Source organism: Tepidanaerobacter sp. EBM-49 (assembly GCF_001896645.1).
GTDB classification, from domain to species: domain Bacteria; phylum Bacillota; class Thermosediminibacteria; order Thermosediminibacterales; family Tepidanaerobacteraceae; genus Tepidanaerobacter; species Tepidanaerobacter syntrophicus.
This window is the reverse complement of sequence record NZ_MPPE01000005.1, coordinates 1-23,307: the sequence shown is the minus strand read 5'-3', so window position 1 is coordinate 23,307 and position 23,307 is coordinate 1. Positions and strand designations below refer to the sequence as shown.

27 protein-coding genes are annotated in these 23,307 nt (G+C 38.1%); 25 read left to right on the top strand and 2 right to left on the bottom strand.

The window, feature by feature from the left end; translation table 11 throughout:
- The first annotated feature begins 63 nt into the window (after positions 1–63).
- Genes BUE08_RS00740 through BUE08_RS00695 form a run of 10 tightly spaced genes read left to right on the top strand, consistent with a single transcriptional unit; the run spans position 64 to position 6,378 of the window.
- Positions 64–1,302 (top strand): phage portal protein, encoded by a 1,239-nt coding sequence (locus BUE08_RS00740; RefSeq protein ID WP_286680112.1) that lies wholly within the window; start codon positions 64–66, stop codon positions 1,300–1,302.
- 13 nt (positions 1,303–1,315) lie between these two features.
- A complete protein-coding gene (locus BUE08_RS00735; protein WP_274964233.1) occupies positions 1,316–2,449 on the top strand; it encodes a head maturation protease, ClpP-related in 1,134 nt (377 codons plus the stop codon).
- The gene (locus BUE08_RS00730) at positions 2,442–2,699 is read left to right on the top strand and encodes a hypothetical protein (RefSeq protein ID WP_213997190.1); all 258 of its coding nucleotides are present in this window, start codon (positions 2,442–2,444) and stop codon (positions 2,697–2,699) included. The genes BUE08_RS00735 and BUE08_RS00730 overlap by 8 nt, the downstream gene beginning before the upstream one ends.
- 51 nt (positions 2,700–2,750) lie before the next feature.
- Positions 2,751–4,673, top strand: coding sequence for a phage major capsid protein (locus tag BUE08_RS00725; protein WP_286680171.1), 1,923 nt, complete (start codon positions 2,751–2,753; stop codon positions 4,671–4,673).
- Positions 4,674–4,690: 17 nt separating this feature from the next.
- Positions 4,691–4,882: a hypothetical protein gene (locus BUE08_RS00720; protein WP_213997193.1), complete on the top strand. Its 192-nt coding sequence runs from the start codon at positions 4,691–4,693 to the stop codon at positions 4,880–4,882.
- Positions 4,882–5,046, top strand: coding sequence for a hypothetical protein (locus BUE08_RS00715; protein WP_213997195.1), 165 nt, complete (start codon positions 4,882–4,884; stop codon positions 5,044–5,046). Before BUE08_RS00720 ends, BUE08_RS00715 begins: the two co-directional genes overlap by 1 nt.
- Before the next feature lie 12 nt (positions 5,047–5,058).
- On the top strand, positions 5,059–5,301 hold the full coding sequence (locus BUE08_RS00710) for a hypothetical protein (protein WP_213997196.1): 243 nt from the start codon (positions 5,059–5,061) through the stop codon (positions 5,299–5,301).
- A gap of 5 nt (positions 5,302–5,306) precedes the next feature.
- Complete coding sequence (locus BUE08_RS00705; RefSeq protein ID WP_213997198.1) at positions 5,307–5,519, top strand: hypothetical protein; 213 nt, start codon at positions 5,307–5,309, stop codon at positions 5,517–5,519.
- Between the two features lie 2 nt (positions 5,520–5,521).
- Positions 5,522–6,193: an N-acetylmuramoyl-L-alanine amidase gene (locus tag BUE08_RS00700; RefSeq protein WP_213997200.1), complete on the top strand. Its 672-nt coding sequence runs from the start codon at positions 5,522–5,524 to the stop codon at positions 6,191–6,193.
- Positions 6,190–6,378: a phage holin family protein gene (locus tag BUE08_RS00695; protein WP_213997201.1), complete on the top strand. Its 189-nt coding sequence runs from the start codon at positions 6,190–6,192 to the stop codon at positions 6,376–6,378. The genes BUE08_RS00700 and BUE08_RS00695 overlap by 4 nt, the downstream gene beginning before the upstream one ends.
- A 431-nt stretch (positions 6,379–6,809) precedes the next feature.
- Here the strand turns inward: BUE08_RS00695 and BUE08_RS00690 are convergent, their stop codons facing one another.
- On the bottom strand, positions 6,810–8,132 hold the full coding sequence (locus BUE08_RS00690; RefSeq protein WP_286680111.1) for a Na+/H+ antiporter NhaC family protein: 1,323 nt from the start codon (positions 8,130–8,132) through the stop codon (positions 6,810–6,812).
- 250 nt (positions 8,133–8,382) lie between these two features.
- Between BUE08_RS00690 and BUE08_RS00685 the strand changes: the two genes are divergently transcribed.
- From BUE08_RS00685 to pyrR, 12 genes are all read left to right on the top strand, one after another.
- The gene (locus tag BUE08_RS00685) at positions 8,383–9,309 is read left to right on the top strand and encodes an ABC transporter permease (protein WP_059033772.1); all 927 of its coding nucleotides are present in this window, start codon (positions 8,383–8,385) and stop codon (positions 9,307–9,309) included.
- Between the two features lie 8 nt (positions 9,310–9,317).
- On the top strand, positions 9,318–10,250 hold the full coding sequence (locus BUE08_RS00680) for an ABC transporter permease (protein WP_059034327.1): 933 nt from the start codon (positions 9,318–9,320) through the stop codon (positions 10,248–10,250).
- Positions 10,251–10,262: 12 nt separating this feature from the next.
- Positions 10,263–11,267: an ABC transporter ATP-binding protein gene (locus BUE08_RS00675; RefSeq protein WP_286680110.1), complete on the top strand. Its 1,005-nt coding sequence runs from the start codon at positions 10,263–10,265 to the stop codon at positions 11,265–11,267.
- On the top strand, positions 11,254–12,234 hold the full coding sequence (locus BUE08_RS00670) for an ABC transporter ATP-binding protein (protein WP_059033776.1): 981 nt from the start codon (positions 11,254–11,256) through the stop codon (positions 12,232–12,234). The genes BUE08_RS00675 and BUE08_RS00670 overlap by 14 nt, the downstream gene beginning before the upstream one ends.
- A gap of 37 nt (positions 12,235–12,271) precedes the next feature.
- Entirely contained in the window at positions 12,272–13,876 is a 1,605-nt protein-coding gene (locus BUE08_RS00665; RefSeq protein WP_059033779.1) for a peptide ABC transporter substrate-binding protein, read from the top strand.
- A gap of 210 nt (positions 13,877–14,086) precedes the next feature.
- Complete coding sequence (locus BUE08_RS00660; protein WP_286680109.1) at positions 14,087–14,785, top strand: YggS family pyridoxal phosphate-dependent enzyme; 699 nt, start codon at positions 14,087–14,089, stop codon at positions 14,783–14,785.
- Between the two features lie 38 nt (positions 14,786–14,823).
- On the top strand, positions 14,824–15,258 hold the full coding sequence (locus tag BUE08_RS00655; RefSeq protein WP_059033782.1) for a cell division protein SepF: 435 nt from the start codon (positions 14,824–14,826) through the stop codon (positions 15,256–15,258).
- A gap of 13 nt (positions 15,259–15,271) precedes the next feature.
- Complete coding sequence (locus BUE08_RS00650) at positions 15,272–15,553, top strand: YggT family protein (RefSeq protein WP_059033785.1); 282 nt, start codon at positions 15,272–15,274, stop codon at positions 15,551–15,553.
- 15 nt (positions 15,554–15,568) lie between these two features.
- Positions 15,569–16,141 (top strand): DivIVA domain-containing protein, encoded by a 573-nt coding sequence (locus tag BUE08_RS00645; RefSeq protein ID WP_059033787.1) that lies wholly within the window; start codon positions 15,569–15,571, stop codon positions 16,139–16,141.
- A 63-nt stretch (positions 16,142–16,204) separates the two neighbouring features.
- Complete coding sequence (gene lspA, locus BUE08_RS00640; RefSeq protein ID WP_059033788.1) at positions 16,205–16,678, top strand: signal peptidase II; 474 nt, start codon at positions 16,205–16,207, stop codon at positions 16,676–16,678.
- Positions 16,675–17,616, top strand: coding sequence for an RluA family pseudouridine synthase (locus tag BUE08_RS00635; protein ID WP_286680108.1), 942 nt, complete (start codon positions 16,675–16,677; stop codon positions 17,614–17,616). The genes lspA and BUE08_RS00635 overlap by 4 nt, the downstream gene beginning before the upstream one ends.
- Positions 17,617–18,150, top strand: coding sequence for a bifunctional pyr operon transcriptional regulator/uracil phosphoribosyltransferase PyrR (pyrR, locus tag BUE08_RS00630; protein WP_286680107.1), 534 nt, complete (start codon positions 17,617–17,619; stop codon positions 18,148–18,150).
- On the opposite strand, the gene BUE08_RS00625 is transcribed toward pyrR, so the two are convergent.
- On the bottom strand, positions 18,142–19,917 hold the full coding sequence (locus BUE08_RS00625; protein ID WP_286680106.1) for an Rqc2 family fibronectin-binding protein: 1,776 nt from the start codon (positions 19,915–19,917) through the stop codon (positions 18,142–18,144). The two genes, pyrR and BUE08_RS00625, sit on opposite strands and share 9 nt — an antisense overlap.
- A 227-nt stretch (positions 19,918–20,144) precedes the next feature.
- On the opposite strand from BUE08_RS00625, the gene BUE08_RS00620 reads away from it, so the two are divergent.
- The 3 genes from BUE08_RS00620 to BUE08_RS00610 all read left to right on the top strand — a co-directional run.
- Positions 20,145–21,746: a mannitol dehydrogenase family protein gene (locus tag BUE08_RS00620; RefSeq protein WP_286680105.1), complete on the top strand. Its 1,602-nt coding sequence runs from the start codon at positions 20,145–20,147 to the stop codon at positions 21,744–21,746.
- Between the two features lie 63 nt (positions 21,747–21,809).
- Positions 21,810–22,742, top strand: a complete 933-nt coding sequence (locus BUE08_RS00615; RefSeq protein ID WP_286680104.1) for a phosphoglycerate dehydrogenase — start codon at positions 21,810–21,812, stop codon at positions 22,740–22,742.
- Between the two features lie 43 nt (positions 22,743–22,785).
- Positions 22,786–23,307 (top strand): FGGY family carbohydrate kinase (locus BUE08_RS00610; RefSeq protein ID WP_286680103.1); only part of this gene is annotated, 522 nt, incomplete at its 3' end.

Sequence of the window (23,307 nt, the reverse complement as noted above, 5' to 3'; positions counted from 1 at the left end):
GGGCCACATTGCTTGGCTTAGGTATATATTTTGCCAAGAATCCGCCAGAGAGAAGGTGATTAAGTGCTTTTTAGAAATCAAAAGAAGATTAAAAATGCGGAAATTACGCCTAATTGGTCGCCAGATTTTAATGAATTGATGACCTTTCTGGGCATAGCGCCAGATACTATAAACGTTGCAGGCAAAAATGCTTTAAAAGAGATAGTAGTCTATACCTGCATCAAGATTTTAAGCGATACTATGTCAAAGTTACCATGCAAGATATACCAGGACAGCGGAGGAATAAGAAAAGCAACAGAACATTATCTTTATCCGCTCCTTAAATTGAGGCCTAACCTATATATGAGCGCGTCAGATTTTTGGAAATGTCTAGAAAGCCAGCGCAACATTTATGGCAATAGCTATGATTGGATTGATTTTGTACCAAATGGCAGAAACGCAGGAAAAATTCAGGGGATTTATCCTTTAGATAGCACGAAGATGAGAATTTATGTGGACGATGTAGGACTATGGAGCAGCAAAAACAATGTTTGGTATGTATACACTGATAATTTAGGCAATGAATATAAGCTTAATGCGTCTAATTTGCTCCATTTTAAAGGATTAACAAACGACGGGTTAGTAGGAATGAGTCCAATAGAAGTTCTGAAACTTAACATCGAGAATGCCTCAGCGGCAGAACAATTCCTTAATAATAGCTTTAAAAACGGTATGCAGACCGCTGGCATAGTGAATTATATCGGCGATTTAAGCCCGCAGGCAGAGGAAAACTTCAGAAAGAACTTTGAGAGAATGGCAAACGGCCTGCAAAATGCCAACAGGATCAGCTTATTGCCTATAGGGTACACATATCAGCCTATATCAGTAAAACTTACTGATGCTCAATTTCTGGAAAATACGATGCTAACTGAGCGCCAAATTGCCGCTGCGTTTGGTGTCAAATTGTATCAAATAAATGACTTAGAAAAGACATCATATGCAAGTACGAGTGAGGCCAACCGAGAGTTTTATGTTGATACCTTGATGGCTATTCTGACAATGTATGAACAGGAGCTAACATATAAGTTATTCTTACCGCAAGAAATCATGCAAGGTTATTATATAAAGTTTAATCCAGACGTAATTTTGCGAGGTGACCCGAAATCAAGATATGAAGCTTATGCGATTGCGATTCAAAACGGCATAAAAACTCCAAATGAGGCTAGGGCATTAGAAGAGGATCCACCTCTGGAAGGAGGCGATCAGTTATTATTAAATGGTAATATGATACCTGCCACCAAAGCAGGACAACAGTATCAGTAGGAGGTGAACAATATTGAAGAGGTTTTGGAAGTTTATAAGAAATGCTGCGACTGAAACTACACCTGAAAGCGTTGAACTCAGAATCCAAGGCGACATTGTAAGCGATGACGATGTTTGGCTATATGAGTTTTTAGGCATGAGCACAATATCACCGAACGCTTTCAAGGATGAGCTAAAGAAATATGTAGGCAAAGACATAACAGTATGGATTGACAGCTACGGAGGTGATGTATTCGCAGCGGCAGGCATTTATAACGCCTTAAAAAAACATCAAGGTAAAGTAACAGTCAAAATTGATAGTAAAGCTATGAGCGCCGCCAGCGTCATTGCAATGGCAGGAGACGAGGTCCTAATGTCACCAGTCGCAATAATGATGATACACAATCCGCTTACCATGGCTAAAGGCGATATGAGAGACCTAAGGAAAGCAGCCGATGTGCTTGATGCCGTCAAAAGCAGCATTATTAACGCATATGCGCTTAAGACAGGCAGGTCCAAGGCAAAAATATCGTCCATGATGGATGATGAAACATGGATGAGCGCAAATGTAGCCATTAAGGAAGGATTCGCAGACGGAATATTATATACAGATAAGGCAGAAAGCGACAGCATGATGAACTTTGCATTTAATAGATATGCCATAGTAAACAGCGCCAAAAATGCATTCAAACATTTAAAATCCTTAGACAGGTTTAAAGTTAGAGATGGTGTATCGCCCGATGACGTGTCAAGAGAGATTGCACCAGAGGATGAAGAATGGGAGAGACCTAATCTATCGGACTTCACAGATAAAACATGGGACGAACTCACAGACCAGGAAAAGAAAGATATAGCAGGCCGCTACGCGTGGGCAGCGGAAATGCCTCCTGCAACATTCGGGGACTTGAAATTTCCGCACCATGACCTAAAGACACATAAAGTTGTATGGCGTGGAGTAGCACAGTGTGCAGTAAGACTTGACCAAGCCGATGTTCCAGCTGATGATATACCGAAAATAAAAAGTTACCTTGCATCGCACTATGACCAGTTTGGCAGAACACCGCTTTGGGAAGAACAAAATAATAAGAGCCAAACAGAAACATTAAAAGCAAAATTAGCTTTAGAATTGGAAATTACAGAAAAAGAGAGGATGATATTAAGTGAGTAAAGAATTAAGACAGCTTTTAGCAGAATTAGGGTTAAAAGAAAGAGAAGCCAGTGATTTACTAAACAAGAAAGATGCTACGGCAGATGAAATTAAAGCAAAAACAGATGAAATAAAGGCAATAAAAGCTAAGATTGAAGCGCAAAAAATAATTGATGAAGGTAAGGAATTCGACGAGGACGGTATCGAGCTTACAAGGGCACCAGCTAAAGAAAAGAAAAGGGAACGTGAAGAGTTCAACACACAGTACTAGAAAGCATTTTTAAATGCTTTTAGGCTAAAGGCGAGTAATGATGACTACAAAATATTGAATGCTTTAGACTCGGGAACGCCAGCTAATGGTGGCCTGCTCATTCCTCAGGATATACAGACCAGAATAAACGAATATAAAAGGTCTTTGCCGCAGTTAGAAACTCTTATCAATGTAATTCCAGTGTCAACTAACGGTGGGAGTAGAGTATTTGAGAAGATAGCCACTATGACGCCTTTGGTAAATGTGACCGACTTAACTGTCGATTTGCCTGATATGGGAAATCCAACGTTTGAGAATATTACTTATGCCATAAAAGACTACGCAGGGTATATGCCGGTAGCCAATGACCTATTAGACGATAGTGATCAGAATATTGTTGATTATCTAACTCAGTGGATAGCCAGAAAGTCAGTTGTAACAAGAAATACCTTAATAATCGGAAACACCAGTACCGGGACATATACATTCACAAAAGCGAACGCTGCGCCAAGTGCGCCGGGAAATATCATCTCGCCGGTGGCAGGTTCTACGGTCGTCGGAAACGTGACCATCAAATGGACAGAAGCCACGGACTCAGACGGAGATGAGCTGACTTATTCCGTTTATTATTCGGCAGATGACGGGGAAACGCTGCTGCCAATTGCGACAGGTGTAACAGCTTTAATACTGGCCTGGGACACAAGCGCGGTTCCAGAAGGAACAAACTACCGCATTTATGTCAAGGCTAACGACGGGAAGATGGACGGCCCTTTCGCAGTTAGCGGCATCTTTACTATTGCCCACAATTTAAGCCCGAGCGAAATGTCGGCAATTGCGCCAGTCCATACTGCTAGGGTGCCGCTTCAACCCGTATTCATGGCGGGCGTCGGGACTGATCCAGAAGGCGATCCTCAACACTTTAGGTTGCAGATTGCCAAAGACGTAAACTTTGTTAATATAGTGGACGACTTGGAAACAAGCACCAAAAATCTACTGACCGCAAATCAAGCCGGTGTGGAAGCCGGCACAACAGGATTTACCGCCAGAGGAACGACAATCGAAAGATCTACAGCCCAGTTTTATGAAGGCGCTGCCAGTTTGCAGGTGACCACATCAGGGACAATCGCCAATGAAGGCGTGGAATTAAGCCCGGTTGATGTATTAGGTGGTAAGAGTTACGCTGCTCAAGTAAAGGTAAAAGGTGCCGGATATATTCGCCTGGTAATTGAAGAGCTCGACAGCGAAGACAACTACTTGAGATCTACCGGAAGCAATCCAATAATACTGGACGGAACATCATGGCAGACATTATCCGTATTTGCTCGCACAGGCCAAGATTGCGCAAAATTGCGCTTGGCAGTACTGACTTCATCTGTAATAGGCGCGACGTTTTACTGTGATGCATTCATGTTAGTTAAAGGAGAAACAGCGCCTGACGAATTTATTCCCGGCCAGCAATACGGCCCGGGAACAGCAGATGCCATAGCCAGCTGGGAAATATACGGCGCCAATTGGATACCTATGCCTGCAACAGGAGCACCGGCAGAAACTGAACGGGTGAGACATTCACTTCGTCAGCCTTTGCAACAGAACCAAAGCTATTATTGGCGTATGGCGGCTAGAGATGACACAGGACAATACGGAGAGTGGACACTTCCCAGAATCATCCGCGCCGGGAATATGCTGCAGTTTAGGCTTAAAACCCCGATTGAAACATCTGTAGAGGTGGAGCGAGTATTGGTTTTTGGGTATCACAATATTGCCAAAGATGGTGCGAATCCAGCCGTGCTTAAGGTTGAAGCTAGTAATAACGCTTTTGACCCGTTTCCAGTCTGGCAGGATATTACCGCTGCATATTTGTCGCGCAACTATACTGACGTAGTAAATAAAAATAGGGTGGCGGACAAATGGGGTCTAGATATTCGCATTACCATATGGGCCCATGACACATTAGGCACTATTGAGGTGCTGGGCGTGGGTATTGCATTTGACTAAAAGTGGAGGTGGTATGCATGGAAGTAATTGCTAAATCGGACCTGGCAGCATTACGAGCTGCTAGGCAATTAGAGGAAGAAAAAAACAAAAGAATTCAGGACCTGGAGCTTGCATTGGCCGACCAAATGGCTGCCAATGTGGAAATGCAGATGAGGCTACAGGATCTAGAACTAGCGTTTGCTGATCAACTTGCAGGAGGTGTCATGTAATGGCTTATGCACCATATGTTGTGCGGGTGATTGCAAGAGCAATTATAACAAAATATGAAATGGGCATTAGAAAACCGGCAGAATTAGTACTGGTGTATCCTGCAGATGAAAGACAACCAATATTAGATGAGGTGTATAATATGAGGCCTGATTTAAGACCATAGGGGGGAACGCTGATGCCCGGGGCAGAAATAGCACAATACGGCCTTGCAACATTCACGGTTGCAGGGCTTATTTACATCGTTGTTCTATTCTTCAATATAAAAAAGAAGGAAGATGGTAATGACGACTTAAAAGAAGTAATTGAAAATAACACGAAAGCATTAAACAGCCTACTTTCTGTTATACAGTCAATACAAGTTACCCTTCTAAGGCAGGAAGCTAAAATTGATGAGCTCCTGGATCGAGCAAGGAAGTGATAAATGTGAGATTTTCAAAATGGATTGTTGCTTTGGTGATAGCCATGAATGGTATTTTTGCATGCGCGGTACTATATATATTTTTACGAGTTGGAAGCGAACCTTCAACGCTGATAGGGGCGTGGTTTGCATTCACAACGGGTGAGCTCTGGGCTCTGGCGGGGATAAAGAAGAAAGAACTGTATGCAAAAAAAGGACGAGAAGGAAGAAGGGGATGATAATGGAAATTAAATGGGTGGGTAGTCCTAATTATACATCCGGAAGAAAGGGCAAGAAGATAATCGCTATCGTAAACCATATAACAGCAGGGGATTATCCAGGGTGTCTTTCATGGATGCAGAATCCGAAAGCCCAAGCCAGTGCTCACTATCTCATCACCAAAGCAGGGAAGATTTTACAACTAGTCAAAGAATCTGATACTGCTTGGCACGCAGGAGCAGTAAACAAGCCTAATTGGAAATATTATGACGGCACAAATCCAAACTACTACACGATAGGTATTGAACATGAGGGTTTCCCAGAAACAGGTATAACCGAAGCGCAGTATCAAGCAACCTTGTGGCTTCAAAAGCAAATAATTCAAAGATATGATATTCCAATCGATAGCGACCACATCATAGGCCATTACCGCATTGACAGTGTCAACAGGCCTAATTGCCCTGGGCCTAAGTTTCCTTGGACAAGACTATTTAATGATTTAAGAGGTGATGATAACTTGGATAAAGTAACTCTTAAGGATGTTATTATTACTAAAACCAAATTCGGAAATGAGGAACTTTCCGGATATATTATAGGGGGCAAGACATATGTAGAGTTCCGCAAGTTATGTGAGATTTTAGGGCTGAAAGTTGTCTGGAATGAAAAAACATTTACGTCCGAGGTGAGAAAATGAACTGGAAGCAAAAACTTACATCTCGAAAGTTTTGGGTAGCCGTGGCAACGGCTATTTTTATTATTTTGTCTGAAGGGCTTGGTCTGAATGTAGACAGCGACTTATACTGGAAACTGGTTACAGTTGCATTGGGGTATATTTTCGGTGAAGCGGCAGTTGATATAGCAAGGGCAAAAAATGAATGAGTTGCTTTAGCTTCTTGCACAGGTCTGGTATTTGTGGCGAAAGGAATTCCCGGGAAGCGAGAATACAGAGGAAGTCCTAGAATTGATACAGAGATTACAGCTTATTGTGTTTGAGGAAGATACTGCTAACGCGAATTGCTAACAAAATATACCTATTTTAATAAAGTTAGATGTGCATTATAAAAAAGAAGAAAAGCTCAAAACCTTGATATATAAGGCTTTTGAGAGCTAAATAAATTTACATTCTATGGGAAAAACGCTATTGTCCTAGAATGGGGTTCTAGAGGCCGGGGGTTCAAGTCCCCCCACTCAGACCATTACTTAGAATAATCATAGTTACAAGGAAAATATAAGCAATTGCCAAGAAGTATTATAAAAAGACCACCTGTTTTAATTGTGTTAAAATGATTAGACAGGTGGTCTTTTGCGTCCTAAGATATTTCATCTAGCTTTGGAGATTTTTTCTCAAGTAGCGCTTCGACAATTAGTCCCCATAAGGGCAATAAGTATAAATAACAGGCGGCAAGTACACAAGATGTGGGAGCTGATATTGTAGCAAGGGGCACTGCACTTGCAATTGACCATGGAATTAACGGTGAAATTACTACAGCGGTATTTTCCAGATAAATTGCCAATTTGTTTTTGTCAGATTCGAGCATATCACATAGTTGGTGTGTAAGCATGATAGTAAGCGTTTGATTGCATGATATGATACCCACAATAATTGATATTAAAAGCACCAGACTGTATGAAGAACTTTTTTTGCCAAAAGAAGCTATATGGTCTTTTAAATTATCAAGCAAACCCGTTTCCTTGAATATGCCGGCGTAAGATGAAGAAATACATACTATTGCAGTAACCTTCAACATAGATATAATTCCGCCGCCATTAATCATTGAAGCGATTTGCGGATTTATAGACTTGTAACCCAAAATCATTGTTTTTAAAATGCTGTTTATATCTAATCCTTGATAATGCAAACAAACTGCTATAGCAGAAACAATACTTGCTATCATGGACAATTTTACATTTATCTTCAGTAGCGATAAAAGTAAAATTATAAATGCAGGAAGCAGGACTGCAAAATCGAGTCGAAAGCTTGATGAAAAAAGACTTTGTATATCAAGAGTGTGCTGATAGCTATTTGATGCACCAATTCCTGTTAAGGCATATATAATACATGTTATGACAAAAGGCACAACTGCAGTAATTGTCATATTTCTTATATTTTTAAATATGTCAGTAAAAGTTAATTCAGCAATCAATAATGCACTAGTTGAAAGAGGAGAACACCTATCACCGAAATAGGCACCGGATAAGATAGCACCTCCGGCTAAGATGGGATTTATACCTATTGCAACGGATATCATCATACAAATTACGCCCATGGTAGCAGCTGTCCCTAGCGCCGTTCCTGTTAAAAAAGATACAAGACAGTTTAAAAGAAATGCTGTTAAAACGAACATTGAGGGTTTAATAAACTCTATAGCGTAACACACAATAGCAGGAATGGTACCTGCAGCTCTCCATACAGCAGTCAGCATACCGATCAGAAGAAATGTAAGAAGAATATTTTTTACAGCGTAAATGCCAATATATGACATCTTAACAATTTGAAAAACTGTATATTTTTTTATAAACGCATATACGCAAAAAATAAAATATCCAGCAAGCAAAGCGTATAAAATTGAAATTCTTGCTATAACTGAGATGGCAAGCACAGCTGAAACTAACAATATCGTTATTATTTCCATATAAACCTCACCAAATATAATTTAAAAAAATTAAGGTATGAATTTGCTTTACAATAAAATAATTCTGCTTGCAACTCTAAATTCCTGCTTATCCAAAAAAATGAATTCATTATAATGACCTGCATTCAGGTTTAATGATAAAGTCCCGCTTTTTTAAAATAGCTCATCTAAAAACTTTAAAATAGATGCAGGATTTTTTATTACATTGTAGAATATTTTAAAGTAGTCCTGCAACTGAGGAGGTTTTTAAATGCCGGTATATATCTTAAAACGTATTTTAGCGGGTATGCTTACTATGTTCATACTTGTGACAATAACATTTTTCTTGATGCATGCTATTCCAGGGGGACCTTTCAGTCCGGCAGAAGAACGAAATGTCCCTGAAAGTGTATTAAAAAAAGTTGAAGAACGATACGGCCTCAACGATCCAGTTTATATTCAGTATTTTAACTACTTAAAAAATCTAGCACATGGAGATTTGGGTTTTTCATTTAAGCAACCTGACAGAACAGTCAACGAAATTATCCGCATTGGTTTTCCGGTATCAGCAAAAGTTGGTGCTATAGCTGCTGTGGTATCTGTGGTAATAGGCGTCCCTCTTGGTATAATATCAGCGGTAAAAAGGGGCAAATGGATGGACTGGGCTTCTATGGCATTTGCAACTATCGGTATATCGGTTCCCGGTTTTGTTATAGCTGTGCTTTCAATGTACTTATTTGCTGTAAAGTTAAAGATTTTGCCCACATATGGACTTACGAGTTGGAGACACTATATACTTCCTGTAGGAGGTCTTGCCCTGGGACCAATTGCCTATATAGCAAGACTGATGAGGTCTAGTATGCTGGAAATCATGCGTCAAGACTATATTCGTACAGCTAGGGCAAAAGGCGTAAGCGAATTTTGGGTTATAGCAAAACATGCAATGAAAAATGCCATAACACCCGTAGTGACATACTTAGGTCCTTTAGTGGCATCTCTTTTAACAGGCAGTTTTGTAGTTGAAAAGCTTTTTTCAATTCCAGGCATGGGCCGCTATTATGTAACTGGAATAAGCGATAGGGATTATTCAGTAACTCTTGGAATGACATTATTTTTTGGATTATTTGTTGTAATTGCCAATATTATCGTTGATATCTTATATGCGCTTATTGACCCGCGAGTCAAAATGGATGAGTAGGTGAAAAAATGGAAACACCGTTATATGATGAAATTCCACCAGAGCTTTTTGAAAAAGCTTTGGATACGGAAAAACAGTCCGATGTAATATCTAGGCCCAGTATGTCATACTGGCAAAATGCCTGGGCAAGATTTAAGAAAGACCCACTTGCTATGATTGGCCTTGTAGTTATAATTATTATTACGCTTTTTGCTATTTTCGGACCTATAGTTTCGCCATACACTTATGACGGTCAAAATATAGCTATTCAAAACCAGCCTCCTTCAAGGGAACATTGGTTTGGTACTGATAAATTTGGAAGAGACATTTTTGTGCGCGTTCTTTATGGAGCAAGAATTAGTCTCAGTATAGGAGTAATGGCTGCCGCAATAAATCTTGTAATAGGAGTTATATATGGCGGTATAGCCGGATATTTTGGCGGTAGAGTAGATATGGTGATGATGAGGATAGTAGATGTTCTGTATGGACTTCCATCATTGCTTTATATAATTTTAATTATGATGTTTTTAGGCAACACAGTTAAAAGTATTCTTATAGCACTCAGCCTTACTTATTGGATAGGCACTGCAAGAATCGTAAGGTCTCAGGTTTTATCTTTAAAGCATGAAGAATACACTCTCGCAGCAAGAGCGCTAGGCGTTTCAAATTTAGGTATAATATTTAGACATTTAGTTCCTAATAGCATGGGTCCAATTATAGTAACAGTTACATTTTTAATCCCTCAAGCTATTTTTTCTGAGGCTTTTTTAAGCTTTTTGGGCATAGGAATTCAGGTTCCAATGGCAAGTTGGGGCACTTTAGCAAATGATGCTATTCCGGCTATTTTTACTCAGCCTTATCAGATGATTTTTCCTGTACTTGCCATAAGCATCACAATGTTTGCATTAAACTTTATTGGAGACGGCCTTAGAGACGCTTTAGATCCAAGACTAAAAAAATAGGTAGGTAAAATTATGATATTGCTTGATGTGGTTAATCTTAAGACAACTTTTCAAATTGATGCCGGAAACGTTCAGGCAGTGCGGGGCGTATCTTTTCATGTTGATGAAGGAGAGTCTATAGGCATTGTCGGTGAGTCCGGCTCGGGCAAAAGCGTTACAATGCTCTCGGTAACAAGGCTTTTACCGGATAACGCCAAAGTTGAAGCCGATAGCATCAATTTTAACGGTACCGAGTTATTAAAACAAGATGACAATTTTATGCGAAAAATTCAAGGCAGTGAAATCGGCATGATTTTCCAAGATCCAATGACTTCACTAAACCCCTTATTTACAATCGGAGATCAGATAATGGAGCCGATTCGCATACATCAAAAACTATCAGGCGAGGATGCAAAAAAAAGAGTAATAGAACTTCTCAAATTAGTAGAAATACCTGATCCGGAAAGCCGATTAAAGCAATATCCTCATGAATTTTCAGGTGGAATGAGACAGCGAGTAATGATTGCAATTGCCCTAAGCTGCAATCCAAAACTTTTGATAGCTGATGAGCCGACTACAGCACTAGATGTCACAGTTCAAGCACAAATTTTAGACCTTATGGATGAATTAAAGAAAAAATTAAATATGTCAATTATATTAATAACTCATAATTTAGGAGTCGTTGCTAAAATTTGCAATCGTATCATTGTTATGTATGGTGGTTTATTGGTAGAGGAAGGCACTTCTAGAGAAATATTTTACGAGCCTAAACATCCTTATACATGGGGTCTTTTGCGCTCCATCCCAAAAGTAACTGCTCAAAAAAGTAAACTTATACCTATTCCGGGCAGCCCGCCGGATCTGCTTTCACCTCCTGCCGGCTGTCCCTTCGCTCCAAGATGCGAATATGCAATGAAGGTCTGCATGAAATACCCTCCGAAAAAAATAGGACTTAGTGACACTCACAGTGTTGCCTGCTGGCTTATGCATCCAAAATCACCCGGATATAAAATGGAGGGATTGTATGCAAATAGATAGTAAAAACCTTTTAGAAATAAAACACTTAAAAAAATATTTTGAGATACGAAAAGGCTTTTTTGGTAAAAATGTGCGCATTTTGAAGGCTGTAGATGATGTAAGTTTTAGCATAAAAAAGGGCGAAACTTTTGGACTTGTAGGCGAATCGGGATGTGGAAAAACTACTGCCGGAAGAACTATACTAAAACTTTATGAGCCCACCTCGGGCCAAATCTTTTACGATGGTAATGATATATCAAAATTTAGCGAAAAAGAAATGTTTCCATATAAAAAGAAAATGCAGGTCATATTTCAAGATCCCTATGCATCATTAGACCCTCGCATGACGGTGGGCGAAATTTTGGGAGAAGCTATAGACGTTCATCACCTCTATGAAGGTAAGGCACGTTCTGACAGAATTGCGGAGCTTGTAGAACTTGTAGGATTAAAAAGTGACCACATAAACAGATATGCCCATGAATTTTCCGGTGGTCAGCGCCAAAGAATCGGAATAGCCCGCGCTTTAGCGGTCGAACCCGAGTTTATAGTTTGCGATGAGCCCATATCAGCTCTTGATGTATCTATACAAGCTCAGATTGTTAATATGCTTGAAGAATTTCAAGAAAAGTTTGGTTTAACTTACTTATTTATATCCCATGATCTTTCAATGGTAAGGCACATATCTCACAAAGTGGGCGTTATGTACCTTGGCTCTTTGGTAGAATATGCAGGAGTAGACGAGATCTTTTTGAACATGCTTCATCCTTACACAAAAGCGCTTCTGTCCGCGGCGCCAATTCCTGATCCTGACGAATCTAAAAAAAGTGAAAGGATACATCTTCAAGGGGATGTACCAAGCCCATTAAATCCGCCAAGTGGATGTGCGTTTAGAAATCGCTGTATCTATGCCAGCAAAATATGTTCAGAGGAAAAGCCTGTGCTAAAAGATGCAGGCGCCGGACATATGGTGGCATGCCACCTTTATTGATATGTCAAAAATATAAATGAATCGGAGGGAATTAATATTGAAAAAATCAGGAGTGTTTCTAGTTGCTTTGACACTTATAGTTTCTATGCTGGCAGGCTGCGGAGGTCAACAATCTTCCACGGCGGATTCAAAAAATAAAATTATATACGCTATGAGCGATGAAGCTGAAACATTAGACCCGACGCTGAACATTTATGCTCGTTCCTCAAATGTGTTATTAAACCTTTTTAGTGGTCTGTTTAAAGTGGGACCTGATGGCAAGCTTGCGCCATCGATGGCTGAAAGTTATACTATTGATGAAACCGGAACAAAATATACGTTCAAAATCAGAGATAATGCTAAATGGTCAGATGGAAAGCCTCTTACCGCTCAAGATTTTGAGTATACTTTCAAAAGAATATTAAATCCCGATGTGGCATCGAAAGCAGCCTATGAACTTTATTACATAAAAAACGGCAAAGCTTACAACGATGGAAATGCCACAGCAGATGAGGTAGGAGTCAAAGCTTTAGATGACAGAACTTTAGAAATTACATTAGAAAATCCAACCCCATATTTTCTAGATCTTTTAAGTTCTAGCAGCTACTTGCCTGTAAGAAAGGATATTGTGGAAGGAAACGAAGGTTGGACAAAATCTCCAGAAACTCTTATAAGCAATGGTCCTTTTTATATGGCAGAAATCAAGCCCAAAGAAAAGTATGTTCTAAAGAAAAATCCTCACTATGTCGATGCTGACAAAGTAAAATTAGATACTTTAGAGATAACCTTTATAGATTCTCCTGAGACCGAACTTGCCGCATATCAGAACAATGAAATAGACATATCTCAAAACCTTACTCCTGAAGGGATGTCACAATACAAGGATTCGTCGGAATTTCATAGAGTCCCAAGGATTGGAGTTTATTATCTTGATATAAACACTTCAAAAGATCCTTTTGATGATGCTAGAGTAAGAAAGGCTTTTAGTATATCAATAAACAGAGAGCAGCTTGTTACAAAGATATTGCAAACAGTAGGCAAACCGGCTTTTGGGTTTGTGCCTTATGGTATTCCTCACGGTGTTGAAAAAGATAAAGACTACCGAGATGTGGTGGGAAACCTTTTCACAGAAGACGTTAGCGAGGCAAAAAAACTGCTAGCTGAAGCAGGTTATCCTGATGGCAAAGACTTTCCTGCTGTCACATACATCTGCATGGCGGATCAAGCCAACAAGGATTTGGCTCAAGCGCTCCAGAGCATGTGGAAAGAAAATCTTGGTGTTCAGGTTGATATAAGAACATATGAATCCAAATTATACTGGGATGAGATGCATCAGGGAAACTTCAACATTGGTTGGGATGGCTGGACAGGAGATTATTTAGATCCAATGACGATGCTTGATCAGATGGAAAGTGTAAATACCGAGACCAATAATCGCTGGAGCAATCCTGAGTATGATAGGCTGCTTGAAGAAAACCGCAAGACTGCAGATCAAAAAATACGCATGGAAAACTTTGCAAAAGCTGAAAAATTGCTAATGGATGAAATGCCCATAATACCTCTTTATTTTAGAGAGACTGCATATTTATGCAAACCTAATATAAAGGGCCTCTTAGTAGATGTTTCAGGACATATGATATTTGAATATGCATACAAAGAATAAACTGCGACATAAAAACAAAAATTCTGTATAAGAATGAAAAGCTGCCTGTTCCATGCATCGAGGATGTGCGAGCAGGTGGCTTTTCCTATTAATTTTTTTAAGTATTGCCAGTTAAAAAGGAGGATTATGGGCATTTTTGGAGAACATATAGAAATATAGATGCACAACACGCAGCTTATAATTAAACTATTTGTACAAAGAGGGGATTGCATGTCAGTTATAAAAGAAAATATCAAAAATATTGAATCACGAATAAAAACCGCTGCCGAAAAAAGCGGAAGAAACTTTGAAGATATCAGCCTTGTTGCTGTTACGAAGACCATTTCTCCTGAAATAATTCAGGAAGCAGTAGATTCCGGCATAACGTTATTAGGCGAAAATAAAGTCCAAGAAGCCCGCGATAAAATTGATAAAATAAAGGGTGATGTGGAATGGCATTTAATAGGCCATTTACAAAGAAATAAAGTAAAAATAGCCTTAGAACTTTTTTCATTGATTCAATCACTAGACAGCTTTGCACTGGCTGAAGAAATACAAAAAAGGGCGCGGCAGATGCAAAAAAATGTTGATGTCCTGGTTCAGGTAAACATTGGCTTAGAAAAAACAAAATATGGCATTAACCCTGCCGATGCCGAAAGTTTCATAGAAAGTGTTGCTTCTTTGGAAAACTTAAACGTAAAAGGCCTTATGGCAATTGCTCCTTTCAAAGAAAACCCGGAGGATGTAAGACCTTATTTCCGAGAGATGCGAAGCATATTTGAAAGGATAAAACAAAAATCTATAAAAAATGTGGAAATGAAATACCTGTCAATGGGCATGAGTAATGATTTCGAAGTAGCAATAGAAGAAGGATCGAATATGGTAAGAATTGGTACTGCGATTTTTGGAGCAAGGGATTACTCTAAGTAATCTATAAAAATATTTATAAATAAGAGGTGAAAATTTTAATGAGTGGAAAAAACTTTCTAGACAAGATGATGTATTTTTTAGGAATTGGCGATGAAGAACTTGAAGAACCTGAAAAAGACGAATATGAACCTTATGTTGTAAGGGCTGAACAAAAACCCGCAGGTCGCGTAATCAACATTCATCAGACAAGCAAAAACAAAATGGTTATATTTAAGCCTCAGTTTTTTGAAGAAGTTCGCGAGATAACCGATGAAGTGAAAAATAGACGTGCAGCAATCGTAAATTTAGAAAGAATGGACAAAGAAAATGCAAAGCGAGTGCTTGACTTTATGGCAGGGAGTATTTATGCTCTAAATGGAACAGTTAAAAAAATCGGCGCCGGTATATTTATTTTCGCCCCTGATAATATAGATGTTTCCGGTGTTGATGCAGATGACTATGACGCAAATGGTACATCACTGGTTTCGAGATAGGAGTGCATAAATTTTGCTGATTAATTTAGTCAACATGATATTCCAATTTTTAGATTTAATGATTCTCATTAGGATTGTATTATCCTTTTTTCCTGACTTGTCTCGTTCTAATATTGCACACTTTGTATATCAAATTACAGAGCCGATATTACTCCCGTTTAGAACGCTTTTAGAAAAGTTAATTCCACCTCGCCATACAGGCTATTATTTAGACTTTTCGCCTGTGCTTGCTCTGTTTTTCTTGGATATTTTAAGAAATATTGTTATAAGATTACTGGTTGCCATTTTGTGGTAAGGAGATGATTTTTGAATGGACCTGTCGCCGCTGGAGATCCAGAAGAAAGAATTTAGTAAATCAATGAGAGGCTATAACAAAGAAGAAGTTGACGAGTTTTTAGAGAAGTTAACGGAAAATTACGAAAAAATTTATAAAGAAAACAAGGACTTAAGAGAACGAATTGAGCTTTTAGAAGAAACCATACAAAGTTATAGAGAAATCGAAACTACTTTAAAAAATACTCTTGTATTAGCTGAACAGACTGCTGAGGAAGTCAAAGCTAATGCACGCAAAGAAAGAGAGATTATTTTAAAGCAGGCAAACGCAGAAGCAGATAAAATTATTGAGGGTGCCCAGAAAAAATTCAACCAAATAAATAACAAAACAGAGGAACTTTTAAGGCAGTTTAATCTATACAAGACGCGGTTTAAAAACTTCCTTCAGTCTCAATTAGATTATCTTGATTGTAGTGAACTTGATATATCGAACTTGATTTTGCAAAATCAGGATATTTCGCAGGAAGAAAACGTATGCGAGGCTTCAAAAACCTGCATCACGGAAACATCAGATGAAATTGCGGTTAGCGAGGATACAGCAACTGAATAGATTGAAATTTATAAGATATGGTTGTATAATTGTTAAAAAACTGCAATACCGGAGGTAGCAATATTGCCATATATTATTTTAAGTATATTTATAGCGGGCTTAGATCTTATAACAAAATATCAAGTTCAAAAAACAATGGATCCGTTCGATTCGATTCCTATAATAAAAAATGTCTTCCATATAACTTATGTGCAAAATACAGGAGCAGCATTTAGTATATTGAGTGGAAGAATTTTTTTGTTCATTTCAGCTTCTATAATTATTATTTCCGCAATAACATTTATATTAATAAAATATCCCATTAAACAAAAGGCATTGGGCATTGCCCTTGCTATGGTTTTGGGGGGAGCGGCAGGCAATTTTATAGACAGAATGAGGTATGGATATGTAATTGACTTTTTAGATTTTAGGATTTGGCCTGTTTTTAACGTGGCGGATTGTGCTATTGTTATTGGAACAATAATTTTAGGATATTTTCTTCTTTTCCGCTTAGATTCGGAAAAACTAGAATTTAAGAATGGCAGGAGGTTAGATTGAGCAGCAAACTTGAATTTGTGGTAGAAAAAAATGACGAAAAAAAGCGGCTTGATGTATTTTTAGCAGAGAAAATAGAAAATTCCCGAAACTTTATAAAAAACAGCATCCTTGAAGGCCAGGTCTTAGTTAATGGTTTTTGCGCAAAGCCTAATTATAGACTAAAACAAAATGACAAGATAACGGTTAATATTCTTGAAATGCCCAAACCTTCAGCTACTCCGGAAGATATCCCGCTAGACATTGTTTACGAGGATGAAGATATAATTGTTATAAATAAGCCTAGGGGAATGGTGGTTTACCCGGCTGCCGGTAATTATTCAGGAACTTTAGTAAATGCTTTACTCTACCACACTAAGGATTTAGCATCTAATGGCGGACAAATAAGGCCTGGGATAGTGCATAGGTTAGATAAAGATACATCAGGCCTTATTGTAGTTGCAAAAAATAATGCAGCGCACCTTAATTTAGTAGAACAACTGAAAAACAGACAATTTAAAAAGGTCTATCAGGCTATAGTCTGGGGAGATATCAAAGATAACGAAGGCACGATAGATGCTCCTATTGGCAGACATCCTGTAAGACGGAAAGAAATGACCGTTACTGCAAAAAATTCCAAAGAAGCTGTTACGCATTTTAAAGTATTGGAGAGATTTGGCGAATTTACGTTTATAGAGGCAAGAATTGAAACCGGCAGAACGCATCAAATAAGGGTTCATATGAAATTTATTAATCATCCGATAGTGGCAGATCCAGTATATTCGCGAAAAAAAGCGCCATTTGAAATAAAGGGGCAGGCGCTTCACGCATATAAATTAGGTTTTTACCATCCTACTACTAAAAAATTTATTGAATTTTCAGCACCTATGCCGGATGATATGGCTAAAATTTTGGATATACTCAGAGATAAATACGCAGAGCAGAGAAAGGATGGAAATTAAATGGAAGAAAAAGCACGCATAATGGATGAAAAAGCTATAGATCGCACACTTATTAGAATCAGCCACGAAATTATCGAGAAAAATAAAGGTGTTGAAGATCTGGCACTTGTGGGCATACGAAGAAGGGGAGTTCCTCTTGCCAGAAGACTTGCAAAATACATTTCTTCTATTGAGGGAGTAGATGTGCCTGTAGGTATTTTAGATATAACGCTTTATCGTGACGATTTATCCAGCCTAACTTTACAACCGGTAGTGCACAAGACGGAAATAAATTTTAATATAGCTGATAAGAACATAATTTTAGTCGATGATGTAATTTATACAGGGAGAACAATACGAGCTGCACTTGATGCCCTGGCAGATTTAGGAAGAGCAAAATCAATTCAGCTTGCGGTGCTGATTGACAGAGGCCATAGAGAATTACCCATAAGGCCGGATTTTGTAGGCAAAAACGTGCCAACCTCGAACAATGAAATAGTTGAAGTTAGATTAGAGGAGATAGATGGAGAAAATAGTGTTGTTATTTTAGAATGAAAGCTTTGCTACGATATTTTCATCTGGTGTAACATAAATTGTTTTTTGATGGTAATAAATCACAAAGCCCGGTTTTGCTCCTGAGGGCTTTTTTACGTGCTTTACATAAGTGTAATCCACCGGCACATTACTGCTATTTCTGCTTTTACTAAAATGTGCAGCAAGAATTGCTGCCTCCACAAGGGTAGTTTCGGGCACCTCATTCCCTGAGCTTTCGATGACAACGTGAGAGCCAGGGGTATTTTTGGCATGAAGCCATATATCGTCAGGTTTTGCTTTTTTAAAAGTCAGGACATCATTTTGTTTATTATTTTTTCCAACATTTATTATAAAACCGTCTGAAGATTTAAATTGCAGTGGCTTAGAAGAAGAGGCTGTTTTTTGCCTCCTTTTTTTATGTGATGGCGCAGCAAGATAACCTTGTGATTCTAATTCTTGTTGTATCTCTTCAAGATCTTCCATAGATTGGCTATAATCGATGTTTACAAGCACACTTTCAAAATAATCAATTTCTGCCAATATCTTGGAAATCCTACTTTCGACAATATTTTTCGTAGATTGCAGTTTTTTATATCTATTAAAATATTTTTGCGCATTTTGCGAAGGCGATAATTTTTCATTAAGAGGAATCTCGATTTCTTCGCCGGGCTGATAAAAATTAGGCAATATAACTTTTGATTGTCCGGGTTTTATATTGTATAAGTTTGCTGATAAAATTTCGCCCCAAAGCCTGTATTTTTCAAAATCAAGAGTTTTTTGTCTTCTTTCCTCAAGATATTCAAGAGATTGATTGAGTTTCTTTAAAATTTTTGCGACTTCAGTTTTGATTTTGTGTTTTGCCTTCTCAATTTCCGAGATCTCTCTTTTTTTAGAAAAAAAGGTATCAACCGCTGTATTTACATTCGAAACGCCGGTAATTAATTCGTTTTTATATATTTCCATAGGAAAAAGCCAAAAATCTAAAGGCACACGGCTGCTTTTGCTAAAATATACACGCGGATCAAAGTTGCGCAGAATCAAATCCTCTCGTATTTTCATCATGGAATCGGTAAGAGCTTCAATATCATCTTCACTTAAATTTGATATCGGTATTTTGTGGTCAATCCCGGCTCTTACCGCAATTTCTTGAGCTGAAATCCCTGAAAAACCGGCAAAGGTTTCAAGAAGCCACTTACTAAGGGTCTTGGTTTTGCCGGATTTTGCTGCATCTTTTATAACATTGATAATAGAGCTTCTGTCAGAAATTAGTAAATCTACTTTTTCTTCTACCGGCGGTTTAGTATAGGTTTTTCCAGGAAGAATTTCCCTGTATCTATTAACATCTAAGCCGATTCTTTTTATGGAATCAATAATTATCTTTGTTTGAAGGTCCAACAATATGATATTACTGTGTTTTCCCATGATTTCCGCTACTATTTCGTATTCTGCAGGCTGCATAAATTCATCTGTGTTTTTTATAGTGATATTTAAAATTCGCTCCAAACCATCCTGAACTATTTCCTCGATTTTTCCTCCCAAAAGATATTTTCTAAGCAGCATGCAAAACATTGGTGGAGAAGATGGGTTTTCAAAAGGCTTCCGGGCCAGATGAATACGGCAGTCTACAGAGTGAGCTGATATTAAAAGTTTGTATTCTTCACGATTATTATATACGCTAAGTACTACGTCATTTTTATCAGGTTGATAAATTTTACTTATCCTTCCACCAACCAAGAGATTTTTTAATTCGTCAGTTATTCCAAATAAAGTTAAACCATCAAACGGCATATAAAACCCTCCTTACATTGCAATTAAGTATAACATGAAACCGCCTGTTTTTAAAGATTTAACATGAAGGATGACTTACATTTTTAGGAATTCTTATCTTTTGTATTTTTATAAAAAATTCATAATATGAAAAAATAATGATTGACATCTTACATACTAATATGGTAGTATGTAAGTGAAAATATTCAGGTATTAATTTATGGCCTGAAGTAAAACAGGTGATGAAAATGAAATTAAACATTTCCAACCTTAAAAACAAAGAGTTCTGGCAGAGTAAGGGATATCAACTGCCTAATTTTGATATTGAAAAGATGAAAGAAAACACTCTTAAAAATCCAATGTGGTTACATTTTGGAGCTGGCAACATTTTTAGAGCTTTCCCCGCAGCATTGCAGCAAGATTTACTGGATAAAGGTCTTTCAGACCGAGGAATCATCGTATGTGAATCCTATGATGAAGAAATTATTGAAAAAGCTTACACGCCATATGATAACTTAAGTATACTTATAACTCTGAAAGCTGATGGCAGCATAGATAAGAAAATAATTGCAAGCATAGCCTCTGCAATGAATGTAAGAGATAGCTTGAATAAATTGATTGATATTTTTACACATCCAAGTCTACAAATAGCCAGCTTTACCATAACAGAAAAAGGATATTCGCTTGTGGATTCCAGCGGAAGTTATCCAAAAGAAATAGCAGAAGACCTTGAGGGAAGTTTTCAAACTCCAAAGACTCTAATGGGTACAATAGCTTTTTTATGCTACAAAAGATACTTAGCCGGAAAGCTTCCTATAACTTTATTAAGTCTGGATAATTGTTCGCACAATGGCTCAAAATTACATGATGCAGTGAAAACTTTTGCTGATAGTTGGGTAGAAAATAAAAAAGTTGATGCAGGTTTTTCGGAGTATATACAAAATCAACAATTCGTATCTTTTCCATGGACAATGATAGACAAAATCACCCCAAGACCGTCTGAACAAGTAAAAGCTATATTGGAAGCTGATGGACTAGAAGATGTGGAAATTATAAAAACAAAAAAGAATACATATGTCGCATCTTTTGTAAATGCGGAGCAAACCCAATATCTCGTGGTAGAAGATGTATTTCCAAATTCAAGACCTCCTTTAGAAGAAGCGGGTGTAATTTTTACAGATAGAGAAACCGTGGATAAAGTAGAAAAAATGAAAGTTTGCACATGCCTTAATCCATTACACACGGCGCTTGCTATATACGGCTGCCTTTTAGGCTATACCTCTATTGCGGACGAGATGAAAGATAAGCACCTTAAAAAATTTATTGAAAAGCTAGGGTATGAGGAAGGGCTGCCTGTTGTAGTAGATCCGGGAATAATAAAACCGGAAGAATTTTTAAAAGAAGTTATAGAAGAAAGATTGCCAAATCCTTTTGTTCCTGATACACCACAACGGATAGCTTGTGACACATCACAAAAAATCCCGGTGCGCTTTGGCGAAACTCTCAAGGCATATATTTCAACTGGAAAGCGAGACATATCAACACTAACATATATACCGTTATTTTTTGCAGGCTGGTTAAGATACCTTATGGGAATAGACGATGAAGGAAACCCATTTACCCCCAGCCCTGACCCCATGCTTGAAGTATTGCAGGGATATATAAAAGACATATCTTTGGGAGATAAAGGACCGTTTACGGATTCATTAAAACCAATACTTTCAGATGAAAAAATATTTGGAGTAGATCTTTATAAATATAAACTTGCCCCGAAGGTAGAAAATATGTTTACAGAACTAGTGGCTGGTAAGGGGGCGGTAAGGAAGACATTGGAGAAATATCTAGATTGAGCCCGAGCAGTTAGATTAAACTAATAAATTTTTAATAATCTTTAACACTATTTGGAGGTTCAAATGAAGAAAAAGATACTAATTACTCCTAAATCGTTCTTTCGTGCAAGGGATAAAGCAGATGAAATTTTTAGCCAATTTGACCTTGATATAGTAGAAAACAATACCGGTAAAACACTAACAAAGCAACAAATGATCGAATTATGTTCGGATGTCGACGGCGTAATCGTAGGTCTTGATCCGATGGATGAAGAAGTGCTCAGAAATGCAAAAAATCTCAAGGCGATATCCAAGTATGGTGTTGGTCTTGACAATATTAATCTAAAGGTTGCAGAAGAATTAGGAATTAAAGTGAGAAAAGCAGAAGGCACTAATACCCGATCGGTAGCAGAACTTACTATAGGTTTGTTTTTCGCATTATCAAGGAGTATACCCAAAACAGTTGCTGATGTAAAAGACGGTAGGTGGGACAGGACAATTGGGACTGAGGTCGGTGCAAAAATAGTTGGTATCATAGGATTTGGTGCAATTGGCAGAGAAGTTGCGAGGATGGCGTCCGGATTGGATATGGAGATAATGGCATATGACCCATATTTCAGTGATGCAGAACTTACAAAAGCAATGAATGTAAAAATGACAAATATAGATGAGATACTGGAAAAAGCTGATTTTATAACGCTTCACTTACCATTAAACGAAGAAACGAACAAAATCATTAACAGTAAAACCTTGAGCAAGATGAAGCAAACCGCTTATCTGGTAAACACGGCAAGGGGTGAACTCGTAGATGAAGATGCATTATATAATGCACTGAAAAATGGGATTATAGCCGGTGCGGCTCAAGATGTATTTTCTCAAGAACCACCGGATAAGCAAAATAAGCTGGTGGCCCTTGATAACTTTATTCTCACACCTCACATAGGTGCCTATACTAAAGAGGCGACTGAGCGTATGGTTATAACTTCGGCAAAGAATTTAATTGAAATGTTATTTTAGATATGCCGAAATCATTCTCCATAATCTTAAGGAGCGATGCTACTTGGTTATATTGGCTTTAGAAACTAGCACTTCTGCGCTGAAAGTTGCTGTGTATTCCAGCAATAAAGGTCTCATGAATGTAAAAAACATTCCATACGACGAAAGCTTAAGCGATACAATTACACAAAGTGCAGAGGGATTATATGATGCATTAATACTTGGAATAAAACAAATGTTGCAGTCATGTAAATACCAAATTGATGCAATTAGCCTTAGCGGGATATGGCACAGCCTTTTACTGCTGGATCAGCACAGAAAGCCGCTTACACCAATATTTACATGGGCTGATACTCGTCCTATAGAGACAGTTGCAAAGTATCGAAAAAATGAGCAGCTTTGGCAAAGCTTCTATAATAAAACCGGGTGTACCATCCACAGCATATATCCTCTATGGAAAATCATTTATCTTAAAGAATCTCAACCTGACATATTTTCGAAGGCTGCCTACATTACATCGCAATTAGAATATATCTTTGAACAGCTAACAGGTGAATTCGTTGAATCAAAGACAATAGCATCCGGT

Coding starts and splice junctions, on each gene's coding strand:
- BUE08_RS00720 (WP_213997193.1), top strand. CDS start 4,691: ATGGAAGTAATTGCTAAATCGGACCTGGCAGCATTACGAGCTGCTAGG.
- BUE08_RS00715 (WP_213997195.1), top strand. CDS start 4,882: ATGGCTTATGCACCATATGTTGTGCGGGTGATTGCAAGAGCAATTATA.
- BUE08_RS00710 (WP_213997196.1), top strand. CDS start 5,059: ATGCCCGGGGCAGAAATAGCACAATACGGCCTTGCAACATTCACGGTT.
- BUE08_RS00700 (WP_213997200.1), top strand. CDS start 5,522: ATGGAAATTAAATGGGTGGGTAGTCCTAATTATACATCCGGAAGAAAG.
- BUE08_RS00695 (WP_213997201.1), top strand. CDS start 6,190: ATGAACTGGAAGCAAAAACTTACATCTCGAAAGTTTTGGGTAGCCGTG.
- BUE08_RS00690 (WP_286680111.1), bottom strand. CDS start 8,132: ATGGAAATAATAACGATATTGTTAGTTTCAGCTGTGCTTGCCATCTCA.
- BUE08_RS00685 (WP_059033772.1), top strand. CDS start 8,383: ATGCCGGTATATATCTTAAAACGTATTTTAGCGGGTATGCTTACTATG.
- BUE08_RS00680 (WP_059034327.1), top strand. CDS start 9,318: ATGGAAACACCGTTATATGATGAAATTCCACCAGAGCTTTTTGAAAAA.
- BUE08_RS00675 (WP_286680110.1), top strand. CDS start 10,263: ATGATATTGCTTGATGTGGTTAATCTTAAGACAACTTTTCAAATTGAT.
- BUE08_RS00670 (WP_059033776.1), top strand. CDS start 11,254: ATGCAAATAGATAGTAAAAACCTTTTAGAAATAAAACACTTAAAAAAA.
- BUE08_RS00660 (WP_286680109.1), top strand. CDS start 14,087: ATGTCAGTTATAAAAGAAAATATCAAAAATATTGAATCACGAATAAAA.
- BUE08_RS00655 (WP_059033782.1), top strand. CDS start 14,824: ATGAGTGGAAAAAACTTTCTAGACAAGATGATGTATTTTTTAGGAATT.
- BUE08_RS00645 (WP_059033787.1), top strand. CDS start 15,569: ATGGACCTGTCGCCGCTGGAGATCCAGAAGAAAGAATTTAGTAAATCA.
- pyrR (WP_286680107.1), top strand. CDS start 17,617: ATGGAAGAAAAAGCACGCATAATGGATGAAAAAGCTATAGATCGCACA.
- BUE08_RS00625 (WP_286680106.1), bottom strand. CDS start 19,917: ATGCCGTTTGATGGTTTAACTTTATTTGGAATAACTGACGAATTAAAA.
- BUE08_RS00620 (WP_286680105.1), top strand. CDS start 20,145: ATGAAATTAAACATTTCCAACCTTAAAAACAAAGAGTTCTGGCAGAGT.
- BUE08_RS00615 (WP_286680104.1), top strand. CDS start 21,810: ATGAAGAAAAAGATACTAATTACTCCTAAATCGTTCTTTCGTGCAAGG.